12 protein-coding genes are annotated in these 14,593 nt (G+C 38.6%); 11 read left to right on the plus strand and 1 reads right to left on the minus strand.

Annotation, left to right across the window (positions count from 1 at the left end):
* From EZ444_RS04925 to EZ444_RS04975, 11 genes are all read left to right on the plus strand, one after another.
* Nucleotides 1-1,455, plus strand: a complete 1,455-nt coding sequence (locus tag EZ444_RS04925) for a UDP-N-acetylmuramoyl-L-alanyl-D-glutamate--2,6-diaminopimelate ligase (protein WP_131607605.1) — start codon at nucleotides 1-3, stop codon at nucleotides 1,453-1,455.
* Complete coding sequence (gene mraY, locus EZ444_RS04930; protein ID WP_131607606.1) at nucleotides 1,455-2,705, plus strand: phospho-N-acetylmuramoyl-pentapeptide-transferase; 1,251 nt, start codon at nucleotides 1,455-1,457, stop codon at nucleotides 2,703-2,705. The genes EZ444_RS04925 and mraY overlap by 1 nt, the downstream gene beginning before the upstream one ends.
* Complete coding sequence (gene murD, locus EZ444_RS04935) at nucleotides 2,705-4,048, plus strand: UDP-N-acetylmuramoyl-L-alanine--D-glutamate ligase (RefSeq protein ID WP_131607607.1); 1,344 nt, start codon at nucleotides 2,705-2,707, stop codon at nucleotides 4,046-4,048. The genes mraY and murD overlap by 1 nt, the downstream gene beginning before the upstream one ends.
* Before the next feature lie 2 nt (nucleotides 4,049-4,050).
* Complete coding sequence (locus tag EZ444_RS04940; protein WP_131607608.1) at nucleotides 4,051-5,217, plus strand: FtsW/RodA/SpoVE family cell cycle protein; 1,167 nt, start codon at nucleotides 4,051-4,053, stop codon at nucleotides 5,215-5,217.
* A gap of 10 nt (nucleotides 5,218-5,227) precedes the next feature.
* Nucleotides 5,228-6,343, plus strand: a complete 1,116-nt coding sequence (gene murG / locus EZ444_RS04945) for an undecaprenyldiphospho-muramoylpentapeptide beta-N-acetylglucosaminyltransferase (protein WP_131607609.1) — start codon at nucleotides 5,228-5,230, stop codon at nucleotides 6,341-6,343.
* A complete protein-coding gene (murC, locus tag EZ444_RS04950; RefSeq protein ID WP_131607610.1) occupies nucleotides 6,343-7,698 on the plus strand; it encodes a UDP-N-acetylmuramate--L-alanine ligase in 1,356 nt (451 codons plus the stop codon). Before murG ends, murC begins: the two co-directional genes overlap by 1 nt.
* The gene (locus EZ444_RS04955; RefSeq protein WP_131607611.1) at nucleotides 7,691-8,632 is read left to right on the plus strand and encodes a cell division protein FtsQ/DivIB; all 942 of its coding nucleotides are present in this window, start codon (nucleotides 7,691-7,693) and stop codon (nucleotides 8,630-8,632) included. Before murC ends, EZ444_RS04955 begins: the two co-directional genes overlap by 8 nt.
* A gap of 24 nt (nucleotides 8,633-8,656) precedes the next feature.
* Nucleotides 8,657-10,018, plus strand: a complete 1,362-nt coding sequence (gene ftsA / locus EZ444_RS04960) for a cell division protein FtsA (RefSeq protein WP_131607612.1) — start codon at nucleotides 8,657-8,659, stop codon at nucleotides 10,016-10,018.
* A gap of 129 nt (nucleotides 10,019-10,147) precedes the next feature.
* The gene (gene ftsZ / locus EZ444_RS04965; protein ID WP_131607613.1) at nucleotides 10,148-11,785 is read left to right on the plus strand and encodes a cell division protein FtsZ; all 1,638 of its coding nucleotides are present in this window, start codon (nucleotides 10,148-10,150) and stop codon (nucleotides 11,783-11,785) included.
* A 167-nt stretch (nucleotides 11,786-11,952) separates the two neighbouring features.
* Complete coding sequence (locus EZ444_RS04970; RefSeq protein ID WP_131607614.1) at nucleotides 11,953-13,194, plus strand: aminotransferase class I/II-fold pyridoxal phosphate-dependent enzyme; 1,242 nt, start codon at nucleotides 11,953-11,955, stop codon at nucleotides 13,192-13,194.
* Between the two features lie 261 nt (nucleotides 13,195-13,455).
* Nucleotides 13,456-13,632, plus strand: coding sequence for a histone H1 (locus EZ444_RS04975; protein ID WP_131607615.1), 177 nt, complete (start codon nucleotides 13,456-13,458; stop codon nucleotides 13,630-13,632).
* A gap of 70 nt (nucleotides 13,633-13,702) precedes the next feature.
* Here EZ444_RS04975 and dapA read toward each other — a convergent pair whose 3' ends face one another.
* A complete protein-coding gene (gene dapA / locus EZ444_RS04980; RefSeq protein ID WP_131607616.1) occupies nucleotides 13,703-14,584 on the minus strand; it encodes a 4-hydroxy-tetrahydrodipicolinate synthase in 882 nt (293 codons plus the stop codon).
* Nucleotides 14,585-14,593: the final 9 nt, after the last annotated feature.

The following is a 14,593-nucleotide window of genomic DNA, read 5'->3' on the forward strand; positions in this document are numbered from 1 at the left end:
ATGCAGCTGCAGGAAATTTTATATGGAATAGCAATAACTAACCTGGTTGGGAATACCAACAAGGAGGTGAGTGCTTTGGTATTTGATTCTCGTCAGGTGACTCAGGATGATGTGTTTTTTGCGATAAAAGGTACTTTGTCTGATGGTCATGCTTACATCGGTAGTGTTGTAAGTGCGGGTGTTTCTGTCGTGGTTTGTGAACAGATTCCTGAGGAAACTGTTGCTGGTGTAACTTATATTCAGGTGGCTGATAGTTCGGTTGCGCTTGGTAAAATGGCTGCTAATTTTTATGGTAATCCTTCTGCTAAATTGCAGTTGATTGGTATTACTGGCACCAATGGCAAGACGACCATTGCCACTTTATTGTTTAAATTGTTTCGTGAGCTGGGTTATAAAGTTGGTCTGATTTCGACTGTTGATAATCACATTAATGATCGCGTGATTGTGGCGACGCATACTACCCCAAATCCAATAGCATTGAATATGCTTTTGCAGGATATGGTTGATTCGGGTTGTGATTATTGCTTTATGGAAGTGAGTTCTCATGCTGTTGTTCAGCATAGAATTGAAGGATTGAGTTTCGCTGGTGGTGTGTTTTCTAACATTACGCATGACCACCTGGATTTTCACGTAACGTTTGATAATTATATCAAAGCGAAGAAAGCATTTTTTGACGTGTTGCCATCTTCGGCTTTTGCCTTAACCAATCTTGATGATAAAAATGGAATGGTTATGCTGCAGAATACGAAGGCAGTAAAAAAGACATATGCCTTAAAACAGCTTGCTGATTTTAAAGCCAATATTATTGAAAACAGTTTTAATGGTCTGCATCTGAATATTGATCATGCTGATGTTTTCTTTAAGCTTGTAGGCTCATTTAATGCTTATAATTTATTGGCAGTTTATGGCACTGCGATGTTGCTTGATCAGGATCAATTGACGGTATTGACTACTTTGACTAGTCTGACTGGCGCTGAGGGTAGGTTTGATTACATGATGGCCAACGGTATTATTGGTATTGTGGATTATGCGCATACACCTGATGCTGTTCAGAATGTGTTGAGTACAATACATGACATTAGAAAGGGAACAGAGCAAGTGATTACCATTATTGGTTGTGGTGGGGATAGGGATAAAACTAAGCGTCCGATTATGGCTCAGGTGGCTTGTGATTGGAGCGATAAGGTGATCCTGACTTCGGATAACCCAAGGACTGAAAACCCGCAGACGATAGTAGAGGAAATGGAAAAGGGGGTTTCTCCAACAAATAGGCGTAAAACATTGAGTATAGTAGATAGAAGAGAAGCGATTAAAACGGCTTGCCATTTGGCTAAGCCCGGAGATATTATTGTGCTTGCAGGTAAAGGGCATGAAAAGTACCAGGAGATAAATGGGGTGAGGTATCATTTTGATGATAAGGAAGTGTTAATGGAACAATTAAACTTGATCAGCTAATGTTATATTATTTATTTGAATACCTGAACCAGCATTACGATTTCCCGGGATTGAGATTGTTTCAATACATCACTTTCCGTACTTCTTTGGCGGTGATTCTTTCGCTGATTATCACTACTGTTTATGGTAGAAGGTTGATCAATTATCTGCATAAAATGCAGGTTGGAGAGACGGTAAGGAATCTTGGATTGGAAGGCCAGATGCAGAAGCAAGGTACACCAACGATGGGTGGTATCATCATTTTGCTCGGTATTTTGGTACCAACATTATTGCTGGCCAACTTAACCAATATCTATGTGATTTTGATGCTCATCACTACTGTGTGGATGGGTGCTGTCGGATTTTTGGATGATTATATCAAAGTATTTAAGAAGAATAAAGAAGGGTTAGCCGGTAGGTTTAAAATTGTTGGACAGGTTGGACTTGGGTTAATTATTGGTTGTACCATGTATTACCATCCAAATATTGTAGTTAGACAAACAGTGGAAGAAGTAAGTGTGGCTAAAGCGGCTACAGCTCCTATGGTTTTGAGACAAAAGGGGGAGAGCTTTTATTACACTCAGGATGTGAAATCTACTTTGACTAACGTTCCTTTTTATAAAAATAATGAATTTGATTATGCCAAAGTGCTTAAGTTTTTAGGCGATGGTTATGAGAAGTATGCAGCCTTGGTTTTCATTTTTATCACTGTCATAATTATTGCGGGGGTATCTAATGGGGCGAATATTACTGACGGAATCGATGGCTTGGCAACGGGAACGTCTGCGATTATAGGAATTACACTCGGCTTGTTGGCTTATGTGTCTGGTAACACGGTAATTGCCGACTACCTCAATATTATGTATATCCCAAATTCGGGTGAGTTGATGATTTTTGCGGGTGCCTTTGTTGGGGCTTGCGTAGGATTCTTATGGTACAATTCTTATCCGGCCCAGGTGTTTATGGGGGATACAGGAAGTTTGGCTATTGGTGGGATCATTGCGGCATTTGCCATTATGATTAGAAAGGAATTGCTAATTCCTGTTTTATGTGGTGTTTTCTTAATTGAGATCTTATCTGTGATGCTTCAGGTGTCTTATTTTAAGTATACCAAGAAACGGTTTGGCGAGGGCAGAAGGATTTTCTTAATGTCTCCTTTACATCACCATTACCAGAAGAAAGGATATCATGAAGCTAAGATTGTAACTAGATTCTGGATCATTAGCATATTGCTTGCGATCATTACCATCATCACTTTAAAATTAAGATAATGGAAAAGCAGAGAATCGCAATTTTAGGTGGGGGAGAAAGTGGTGTAGGTGCGGCAATGCTAGCGCAGAAGCAAGGTTTTGATGTGTTTTTGTCTGATTTTGGCGCTATTCCGATGCAATACAAAGAGAAATTACAAGAGCTAAATATCCCTTTTGAAGAGAATAAGCATAGTCAAGCTGAAATATTAAAAGCTGTTGAGGTAATTAAGAGTCCGGGTATACCTGATACTGCGGGGATCATCAAGGAGATTAAAGCGAAGCAGATTCCAGTAGTGTCTGAAATTGAATTTGCCAAGCGTTATACCAATGCAAAAACGATTTGTATCACTGGCTCTAATGGCAAGACAACAACAACCATGTTGACTTACCATCTTTTGAAGAATGCAGGATTAAACATTGGACTTGCGGGTAACATAGGGCATAGTTTTGCAGCGCAGGTGGCGACATCGGATTTTGATTGGTATGTATTGGAGATTTCCAGCTTTATGTTGGATGATATGTATGATTTTAAGGCTGATATCGCTGTTTTATTAAATATAACACCTGATCATTTAGACCGCTATGACTATAAGCTGGACAATTACGCTGCATCAAAAATGCGTATTGTTCAAAATCAGACCAGTGATGATATTTTTATCTACTGTGCTGATGACGAGGAAACTTTAAAAGCGTTGAAAAGCACTAAAGTAAATTCGAAAAAATACCCTTTTTCAATCCGGAAGAAAATTGAAGCGGGTGCATACCTTGAAGACAACAACATACACATCAATATAAACCTAAACGATCCATTAATCATGTCTATTACAGAATTAGCCCTACAGGGAAAGCACAATATTTATAACTCTATGGCATCTGGCATAGTGGCTAAAGTATTAGATATTAGAAATAGCTCTATACGTGAAAGTATGGGTGATTTTAGAAATATTGAACATAGGTTAGAGCATGTCGCAAAAATCTCTGGAGTTGATTACATCAATGATTCTAAAGCGACCAATGTGAACTCTACCTGGTACGCACTGGAAAGTGTTGGTGAAGGTGTGATTTTAATTATGGGTGGTGTTGATAAAGGTAATGATTATGACATGCTAAAGGATATGGTACGCCAAAAGGTTAAGGCGATTGTATGTTTAGGTAAAGACAATAAGCGGATTCATGAAGCTTTTGAAGATGACGTGGAGATTATTGTAAATACATTTTCTGCGCATGAGGCTGTTCAGGTAGCTTATCATTTGGCAAAAAAGGGGAACACCGTATTGTTGTCTCCAGCTTGTGCCAGTTTTGATTTGTTTAAGAACTATGAGGACCGCGGTAACCAATTTAAGGCAGCTGTTAAAGAATTGTAATTATGACTACAATAAATAGGCTTTTAGATAAAACAAAGGGAGATCGCTGGATTTGGCTGATCATTATCCTTTTGTCGCTAATTTCTATACTTACCGTTTACAGTGCAACCGGGACTTATGCTTATAAGACGGGGAAAACTGTAGAGAAGATTTTGCTAACTAAGCACTTGATCTTTGTGGTAATGGGGATTGGTATGATCTATATTGCGCATTTATTGGACTATAAATATTATGCTGGGATCTCGAAGGTCTTAATGATCATTACGATTCCGCTCTTGTTTTATACCGCTATTTTTGGTGCTAACATTAATGATGCATCCCGTTGGGTAAAGATTCCTTTAATTGGTTTAACCTTTCAGACTTCAGATTTAGCGAAGATTGCCTTGATTACATTCTTGGCTAGAATGCTGACTAAGAAGCAGGAGAATATTAAGGATGTTAGAAAAGCATTTATACCGATCATGGGATCTGTGTGTGCGGTATTTGTGTTGATTGCCTGGGCCAATTTATCTACAGCTATTATGCTGTTTGGGGTAAGTATTTTGCTGCTGATTATTGGAAGGATCAGTATTAAGCAGATTAGTATGGTATGCGCAGGTGGAGCTGTACTGTTGTTGTTTATTGTGTTTTTAGGGCCGAGGGCCGCTACTTATAAATCCAGGGTAAATTCATTTTTACATCCTGAGCTGCAACATTCGGATAAAACTTACCAGGCTGATCAATCAAAAATTGCATTGGCGACTGGTGGGGTATTTGGTAAAGGTCCTGGGAACAGTACCCAGCGTAACTTTTTACCGCACCCATATTCGGATTTTATTTTTGCAATTATAGTAGAAGAATATGGGTTGATGGGGGCGATGACGGTGATGCTATTGTATCTCGTGTTGCTTTACCGTTGTGTACGGATCGTAACCCAAAGCCCAAAGGCTTTTGGGGCTTTGCTGGCTGCAGGGCTAAGCTTTAGTTTAACCATACAGGCTTTTGCCAATATGGCGGTAGCTGTAGGTTTAGGTCCGGTTACAGGAGTTCCGCTACCACTGGTGAGTATGGGTGGTACTTCGATGATATTTACAAGTATAGCCTTTGGGATTATATTGAGCGTAAGCAGAGATGTGGAAGAACAGGGCACTAAAAAAGTAATTGTTGGTGAAATACCAGCAATGGCATAAAGATTAAAAGATGAGACCAACGAGGATAATAATTTCAGGAGGCGGTACTGGCGGACATATATTTCCAGCCATATCCATAGCTAATGCGCTAAAGCGTATGGAGCCGGGCTGTGAAATTTTATTTGTTGGTGCAGCCGGTCGGATGGAAATGGATAAAGTTCCAGCTGCTGGTTATAAAATTATTGGTTTAAATATTAGCGGTATACAAAGAGGTTCTATTGTGAAAAACTTAGAGCTGCCGTTTAAATTGTTTGGAAGTGTGCGTAAAGCCTTGCGAATCATTGCTGATTTTAAACCTGATGTGGTTGTGGGTGTCGGTGGCTATGCGTCCGGACCAATTTTATTTGCTGCATCATTAAAAAATATTCCTTACCTGATACAAGAGCAAAATTCTTATGCAGGTATGACCAATAAATGGCTGGGTAAAAAAGCAGCTAAGGTTTGTGTTGCATTTGATGGAATGGAGCAGTTTTTTCCTGCTGATAGGTTGCTTAAAACAGGTAATCCGGTAAGAAAGGATGTAGTGGATGTTTTAAATAAGCATTATGCAGGTGCAGAACTGTTGAAACTTGACCCATTAAAGAAAACGATATTGGTTACAGGTGGAAGTTTGGGTGCTGGTACATTAAATAAGAGTATCGAAAAACATATTCTTGAGTTTATAGATGCTGATGTACAACTGATCTGGCAAACAGGTAAGTACTATTACAATGGAATTATTGAGCGTTTGGGTCTTGATTTTAATCCTAATGTTCGGATTCTGGAGTTTTTGAATAAAATGGATTTGGCTTATGCTGCTGCTGATGTGATTATTTCACGTGCGGGTGCAGGAACGATTGCTGAATTGTGTATGATTAAAAAGCCGGTTATACTGGTTCCTTCGCCAAATGTGGCTGAAGATCATCAGACAAAGAATGCATTGGCATTGGTAAAAAACAATGCGGCTTTGATGATTGTGGATCAATCGGCAGAGGATATCCTTGTAAAAGAGGCTTTAAGTTTATTGAATGATAAAGATAGAAGTTCAATCTACACTGAAAATATAGGTAAGATGGCTTTGCCTGATGCTGATCAAGTGATTGCAAAAGAGGTAATGTTGTTGGCAGAAAGGGGGGGTAATAGCTAATGGAACTGGATAACATAAAACGCGTTTATTTTGTTGGCATTGGTGGCATTGGCATGAGTGCAATTGCTCGTTATTTTGCTAAACGTGGATGTGTAGTTTGTGGCTATGATAAAACACGGACTAACCTAACTGTCGCTTTAGAACAGGAAGGTATTCTTGTTTCCTACATGGATGATGACGCGGTTTTACCGGTTACATTTCATGAAAAAAATAATGATACGCTGATCGTGTATACGCCTGCGATTCCTAAAAATTCGGAGATCTTAAATTATTTTAAGGACAATGGTTTTATTTTAAAGAAACGTTCGGAGGTCCTTGGCATCATTAGTAAAGGACAGTTTTGTATTGCTGTTGCGGGTACACATGGTAAAACAACTACCTCGTCAATTGTAGCGCATGTTTTAATTGCAAGTGGTTATGGTTGTACTGCTTTTTTAGGTGGGATAGCTTCGAATTACAATAGCAATTTCATCATTGGGGATAACAATGTGGTAGTGGTTGAGGCTGATGAATATGATCGTTCTTTCTTAACGCTTCATCCAGATATTGCTGTGGTTACTTCAATGGATGCTGATCATTTGGATATTTATGGTGATGCAAGTCATTTAGAGGAGTCGTTCAGGATGTTTGCTGGTCAGTTGAAGCCTGGTGGAACATTGTTTGTTAAAAACGGGCTTCCTTTAGCAAATGGCATAAGCTATAGTGTTGGTTTGCCTTCGCAAATCAAAGGGCAAAATATCAGAGTTGAAGGTTCCAGGTTTGTATTTGATTATGTGGATGCTGATGTAACTATTGCTGATATCCAGCTGATGTTGCCTGGTAAACATAATGTAGAAAATGCGGTAGCTGCAATTGCGGTTGCGCTTAAACTTGGAATAGATCCGCAAAAAATTGCAGCGGCGATTGGTTCTTTTAAAGGAGTTAAAAGAAGATTTGAATATGTAGTAAATACACCGGAGCATATTTATATTGATGACTATGCGCATCATCCTGAGGAGCTTCGTGCTTGTTTTGATGCGGTTAGACAGTTGTACCCGGATAAAAAGTTAACGGTAATCTTTCAGCCACATCTGTTTACACGTACGCGTGATTTTGCAGATGATTTTGCAAAAGTCTTAAGTACAGTTGATCATTTGCTGTTGCTGGAGATTTATCCTGCACGTGAATTGCCGATTCCTGGTGTGAATTCGCAATTGTTGCTTGATAAAATGTCATTGAAAGACAAAGAGATATGTGGTAAAGATTTAATAACTGCGTACATAGAAAACAATAAGCCTGAGTTACTTTTAACAGTAGGGGCTGGAGATATAGATACATTGATACAACCACTTAAAGCCATTTTGACCCATGCTTAAAAGGATTAATTGGAGACCAATTTTTAAATGTTTTGCCTGGATGATTTGTCTGGCCGGTTTGGTCGTGCTGATGAGTTTCGTTGACGGCAAAAAGAAAAAGCTGGTTTGTACCAATGTTAAGATCCTGATTCCGGGAGCGGATAATTTTATTGAGCGGGAAGAGGTTGATGCAATTTTGAAGCAGAGTCAGGGTTCATTGATTGGTCAGAACCTGGCCGGTATTAACCTGCAACGTATTGAGAAAAACATTATCGCCAATCCATACATTGCTTATGCTACAGTGTATGCCGATATGAATGGTGTAATACAGATAGAAATTAAACAAAGACAGCCTATTTTGAGGGTGATTAACTCAGCTGGGCAGGATTATTATATAGATAGTAACGGATTGAAAATGCCTGTTTCACCTAATTTTACAGCAAATGTACTGGCTGCAAACGGTGATATTATGGAGCACTTTAGTGGTAAAGTAGATACGCTGATCACAAAGTTGGCTGTAGATTTGTATAAGGTGGCTGCATACGTTAAAAGGGATACGTTATGGGATGCTCAGATTGAGCAATTGTATGTAAATAATGCTAGAGATATAGAGTTGATTCCTAGGGTAGGTAATCACCGTATTGTTTTGGGTACAGCGGATTCGCTGGAAACCAAGATGAGAAACCTATTGGCGTTTTATAAGAAAGCAATCCCCAAGGTGGGATGGAATCGTTATAAAACGATTAACATAAAATACATCAATCAGGTTGTTTGTGAAAAAAATAAGATTGATTCTTTAACCGGGGAGGTGATTAAGGATCGTGTAACAGATACTGCAAGACAGAGCAGAAAAGTCGTTGATTCTGTTGTCCGAGTGCAAATTGTGACGGATATACAGGGTGAAGGGAATAGTAAGAAGGAAAAAGTTAAAAAAGATACCAGGAATAAAAATTAATAAACTCAACAAATCGATATAGTTATGGGCAAAGAAAAATCTACCATTCAATCTCCAATAGTAGTCGGATTAGACATCGGTACTACTAAAATCTGTGTGATCGTTGGTCGTAGGACACAGCATGGAAAAATAGAAGTTTTAGGGATAGGAAAAGCAGAATCTGCGGGAGTTACTCGTGGTGTGGTTTCTAATATTCAGAAAACAGTACAAGGGATATCGCAGGCGGTTGAATTGGCAAGTGGTCAATCAAATGTTGAGATCCGAGTTGTGAATGTAGGTATTGCCGGGCAGCATATCAAGAGTTTGCAACATAGAGGTATTTTAACCCGTCGTGAGTTGAATACGGAGATTGGGAAAAAGGATATCGATAAATTAATTGATGATATGTTTAAACTGGTTATGCCCCCAGGAGAAGAAATCATCCATGTTTTACCTCAGGAATTTACGATCGACAATGAGCCGGGTGTAAAGGATCCGATTGGCATGGCTGGTGTACGCCTTGAAGCTAACTTCCATATCATTTCTGGTCAGGTGACTGCTGTGAAAAATATCATGAGGTGCGTAACCAATGCCGGGTTACAAACTCAGGAACTAATATTAGAGCCCCTGGCTTCTTCAGAATCGGTGTTGAGCGACGAAGAAAAAGAAGCTGGTATTGCCCTGGTTGATATTGGTGGTGGTACCACTGATATTGCTATTTTCCATGAAGGTATCATCCGTCATACGGCAGTTATTCCGTTTGGTGGTAATAGTGTTACAGAAGATATCCGTGAAGGCTGCTCTGTAATGAGAAACCAGGCTGAGCTATTAAAGACCCGTTTTGGATCGGCCCTGGCAGAAGAAAATAAAGAAAATGAAATTATTTGTGTTCCTGGATTAAGAGGAAGGGAGCCTAAAGAGATTTCAGTGAAAAACCTTGCTTATGTAATCCAGGCCCGTATGGAAGAAATCATTGAGCATGTGTATTACGAAATCAAATCATCAGGTTACGAGAAAAAACTGATTGGTGGAGTGGTGATTACTGGTGGTGGTGCTTTATTAAAACACCTATCTCAATTGGTAGAATATGTAACTGGTTTAGATTGCCGCGTTGGTTATCCAAATGAGCATTTGTCTAAATACGAAGACATGCAGAAAACCATTTATGATGATTTGAAAAGCCCAATGTATGCAACCAGTGTTGGTTTGTTGATCAAGGGTATCCAAAAGGCAGAAGAGCTATTAGAGGAAATGAAACAACCTGGTGTTTTTGTTGAGAAAGCGAAGGAAGTTAAGGAAAAAGCTAAGCGTTCTGGCGGTGGATTGTTTGATAAGCTCCTTGCTAAGACAAAGGATTTTATCAAAGACGATATGAATGTGAGTGACGAAGATTATATAAAACCGTAATATTTATCCACAATAGCTAACTTTTCCACATTATCAACATTTGTGGAAAACGCCTGTTAAAAAAGTGTTAATATTACATAGAGAGATGAACAGGTAAAACGAATTTTTAAATAACTGATTCATAAAGATATGCAGTTCGAAATGTTAAAAGATAAGTCATCAATCATCAAGGTAATTGGTGTTGGTGGCGGTGGTGGTAATGCGGTAAACCATATGTACCGTCAAGGAATTACTGGTGTAGACTTTATTATTTGTAATACAGATGCCCAGGCTTTGGAGTTTAGTCCTATTCCTAATAAGGTTCAGTTGGGTGCTAGTCTTACCGAAGGTATGGGTGCAGGCTCGATTCCCGAAGTTGGAAAAAATTCGGCTATAGAGAATATAGACGACATCAAGCAGATGCTTGGTAGCACAACAAAAATGTTGTTCATAACTGCTGGTATGGGTGGTGGTACCGGAACGGGTGCCAGTCCTATTATTGCCAAAGCAGCGAAAGAACTTGACATTTTAACTGTTGCCATTGTAACTACACCTTTTGCCTTTGAAGGTAAGAGACGTAAGATGCAAGCAAATGATGGTTTGGATGAACTGAAAAAGTATGTCGATTCTTATTTGGTTATATCTAATGACAGGTTGCGCGAAATCTTCGGTAACCTTACCTTAGGTTCTGCATTCTCTCAGGCTGATGATATTTTAACAACTGCTGCAAAAGGCATTGCAGAGATCATTACTGTTCCTGGATACATCAACGTGGATTTTAAAGATGTGCGTACTGTTATGAAAGATAGCGGTGTATCTATCATGGGTAGTTTTGCATGTGATGGTGAGAACAGAGCATTGAATGCAGTTGAGGGAGCTTTAGCTTCGCCATTATTAAAAGACAACGAGATAGAAGGTGCAAGATATATCTTGTTAAATATAAGTTCTGGTTTACGTGAAGTAACCATGGACGAGGTGACTATTATCACGGATTACATTCAGGAAAAAGCAGGTTTATCTGCTGATTTAATCTGGGGTAACTGTATTGATGAGAACCTGGAAGATAAGTTGTCTGTTACTATTATTGCTACTGGTTTCCAAACTACTGAGCAACGTGACGAAGAGAAAAAGAATGTAAAAAAGATTTCTTTGCTTACACCTGAAGAGGCGCCGTTGGTTAGACCGGTAGAACCTGTAAATTCATTTATAGAGACTAAAGCTCCGGTTTATACGAATGAGCCGGTAATGAAAGCCAAAGAAGAAATTAAACAATCAGATCTTTTTGCTGATTTGTTTAATCCTAACAAAAACAGAAATGCTGAAGAACCAGCAAATTCTATTGTTAGACATACTTTGCTTGAAGAGGAAACTCCATTTGTTGAGTCTACTCCGCAGGATTCAGGATTTGAATTTGAGATTAAAGTTGCAGAAACTGATTTTGTATTTGAAACACCCACTACAGTGTTCAATAATGACATCGTTCCTCAAAGGGAAGAAATTATTGAATCAGGTGCTGATGACGATAAAAATGATGAGTCGATTGAAGATCAATTAAAGAAATCTAAAGAGAGAATTCTTAGATTGAAAGATTTGAGCATGAAGCTTCGTACCAGTAATGGTTTGCAGGAACTAGAAAACGAACCTGCATATAAACGTAAGCAAATGCAATTGCAGCAGGTTCAGCATTCTTCGGAATCTCAAGTTTCGAGATTTACTTTAAGTAACGATGAAGACGGATCTACTGAGATCAGACCAAATAACTCTTTCCTTCACGATAATGTTGATTAATTTAACCTAATCGGAATACTAAAAAGCCTTAGCAATTATTGTTAAGGCTTTTTGGTATCTATATATTATGCTTGTGTAAGTAATGCGTCATAGAACGTCAATTATTTTGTATCAGGTATATTAAACATAACTTTGTAAAAAAATAATAACTTAAAATACATATAACATTGGATATTTTTGAAAAGATAGCGAAACACATGGGACCTCTTGGTCAACATCACAAATGGTCTCATGGATATTTCTCATTTCCTAAATTAGAAGGCGATATAGCTCCCCACATGAATTTTCGTGGTAAAGAGCATTTGGTTTGGAGTTTGAATAATTATTTGGGGTTAGCCAATCACCCAGAAGTACGAAAAGCTGATGCACAGGGAGCGGCAGATTTTGGTATGGCTTATCCTATGGGTGCCAGAATGATGTCTGGTAACTCTAAATATCATGAGCAATTAGAGCAGGAGCTTGCAGCATTTGTAGGTAAACCGGATGCGTTTCTTTTGAACTTTGGCTATCAGGGCATGGTTTCTATTATCGATAGTTTGGTGGATAGAAATGATGTAATTGTCTATGATGCAGAGTCGCACGCTTGTATTGTAGATGGTTTACGCCTACATATGGGTAAACGTTTTGTATATAAACACAACGATATTGATAGTGCCCGTAAACAGCTGGAGAGAGCTACTAAGTTAGTAGAACAGAGTGGCGGGGGTATATTGTTGATCACTGAAGGCGTTTTTGGAATGTCGGGTGCTCAAGGTAAATTGAAAGAACTTGTTGATTTAAAAAAAGAGTTCAATTTCCGTTTATTAATTGATGATGCGCATGGCTTTGGTACAATGGGCCCTACAGGTGCCGGTACACATGAGGCACAGGATTGTATTGATGGGGTAGATGTTTATTTTGGTACTTTCGCTAAGTCGATGGCCGGAATAGGTGCCTTTGTTGCTTCAAGTGAACAAATGACTAATTTTTTCAGATATAACATGCGTTCTCAGACCTTTGCTAAGGCATTGCCAATGCCTATGGTTATTGGATTGTTAAAGCGTCTGGAATTGCTTAAAAACAACTCTGAATTAAGAGATAAATTATGGAATGTGGCTTTAACTCTTCAAAAGGGGCTAAGAGATCGTGGTTTTGATTTGGGAGTTACCAATACGATGGTTACACCTGTTTTCTTAAAAGGTGAGTTGTTGGAAGCTACAGCACTAACGATGGACCTTCGCGAGAACTATGGTATATTCTGTTCAATTGTAGTGTATCCGGTTATCCCTAAGGGATTAATTGAGCTAAGGTTGATTCCTACTGCAATGCACACAATGGAAGATGTACAGCGTACGCTAGATGCTTTTAGTGAGGTCTCTGATAAATTGAAAAGTGGGTATTATAAAGAAAATCAGTTTTCTATAGCCTAATATTTAATAAAAACAAAAAACCGCCTTTATGTATTCATAAAGGAGGTTTTTTGTTTAGTTTGTTTTGTATTTGCTTGTTAATCAGTGTTTTGATTTATTTAATGTTGTGGTAATTGTTTATAAACCTGCCTAATGTGGAAAAAAAGAGGGTTTTCGCTTATTTATTTGTTATTGGAAAAATTCTTTTATTAAAATAAACATCTTACTTTAGTAACAGAGTATTAATCAAAACCTTAATAAACTAAAAGAAGCGAATTAACGATGAAAAAATTTAATGAAGTAAAAGAACTTGTTGCAACCTTAGAGGCTGATGCAGACAAATTCTACAACAAAGCAAACAGTGCTGCTGGAACTCGTGTACGTAAAGGTATGCAAGATCTTAAAAACCTGGCTCAGGCTATCCGTTTAGAAGTTCAGGACACTAAAAACAAAGGCTAATTAGCTTTATTGTACCGAAAAAAAAGCGTCTCGAGATTTCGAGACGCTTTTTTTATGCGGTTATCTTTTTTTAAGAGGTGATCTTATTGGTTTCAGCTATGATTGCTTTTCTAAGCTCATCTGAGACCTTAACCAACGGCAAACGAACATGGTCATCACATACGCCCAAATGTTTCAATACTGCCTTCACGCCAGCAGGATTTCCTTCTGCAAACATCATTCTTGTAATTTCAATTAAACTCAAATGCTTTGGCTGAGCAGCAGCATAATCGCCTTTAAGTGCTAATCTGATCATGTCAGACAATTGTTTAGGGAAAGCATTTCCAATAACAGAAATCACCCCAACAGCACCTAATGAGATCATAGGCATTGCAACAGGGTCATCTCCAGAGATCAATAGGAAATCAGCAGGTTTATCCCGCATGATCTGGTTAAACTGATCAAAATTACCAGAGGCCTCTTTTGTGCCAATGATATTTTTGAAGTCGCTAGCTAATCTACATGTTGTTTCCGGACTTACATTGCTTGCTGTACGTCCAGGTACATTGTATAAGAAAATAGGTAATGCACTACTTTCGCTGATGGCTTTATAATGTTGATATATTCCTTCCTGTGTTGGTTTATTGTAATATGGGCTCGCAGATAATATGGCGTCGTAACCATTTACTTCAAAAGTTTTAATGCTGTTCGCTACTTCAGCAGTGTCATTGCCGCCAATACCAGCAACCAATGGCAAGCGGCCATTATTAACTTCAGCAGTAAATTCCCAGATCTTCTGCTTATCTTCTTTATTTAGTGTTGAGGCTTCTCCTGTAGTACCTAATGATACCAGATATTCAACCTTTCCTTCAATTAAATGGTTGATGAGTCTTCTTAGCCCATCATAATCTACCGTTCCATCTGCATTAAAAGGTGTAACTATTGCTACCCCTGTTCCGTGAAATTTGTTCATTTTTTATTC

Origin of the sequence: Pedobacter hiemivivus (assembly GCF_004331685.1) — a bacterium.
Classification (GTDB): domain Bacteria; phylum Bacteroidota; class Bacteroidia; order Sphingobacteriales; family Sphingobacteriaceae; genus Pedobacter; species Pedobacter hiemivivus.

Coding starts and splice junctions, on each gene's coding strand:
- EZ444_RS04955 (WP_131607611.1), top strand. CDS start 7,691: ATGCTTAAAAGGATTAATTGGAGACCAATTTTTAAATGTTTTGCCTGG.
- ftsZ (WP_131607613.1), top strand. CDS start 10,148: ATGCAGTTCGAAATGTTAAAAGATAAGTCATCAATCATCAAGGTAATT.
- ftsA (WP_131607612.1), top strand. CDS start 8,657: ATGGGCAAAGAAAAATCTACCATTCAATCTCCAATAGTAGTCGGATTA.
- murG (WP_131607609.1), top strand. CDS start 5,228: ATGAGACCAACGAGGATAATAATTTCAGGAGGCGGTACTGGCGGACAT.
- murD (WP_131607607.1), top strand. CDS start 2,705: ATGGAAAAGCAGAGAATCGCAATTTTAGGTGGGGGAGAAAGTGGTGTA.
- EZ444_RS04975 (WP_131607615.1), top strand. CDS start 13,456: ATGAAAAAATTTAATGAAGTAAAAGAACTTGTTGCAACCTTAGAGGCT.
- EZ444_RS04940 (WP_131607608.1), top strand. CDS start 4,051: ATGACTACAATAAATAGGCTTTTAGATAAAACAAAGGGAGATCGCTGG.
- EZ444_RS04925 (WP_131607605.1), top strand. CDS start 1: ATGCAGCTGCAGGAAATTTTATATGGAATAGCAATAACTAACCTGGTT.
- dapA (WP_131607616.1), bottom strand. CDS start 14,584: ATGAACAAATTTCACGGAACAGGGGTAGCAATAGTTACACCTTTTAAT.
- mraY (WP_131607606.1), top strand. CDS start 1,455: ATGTTATATTATTTATTTGAATACCTGAACCAGCATTACGATTTCCCG.
- murC (WP_131607610.1), top strand. CDS start 6,343: ATGGAACTGGATAACATAAAACGCGTTTATTTTGTTGGCATTGGTGGC.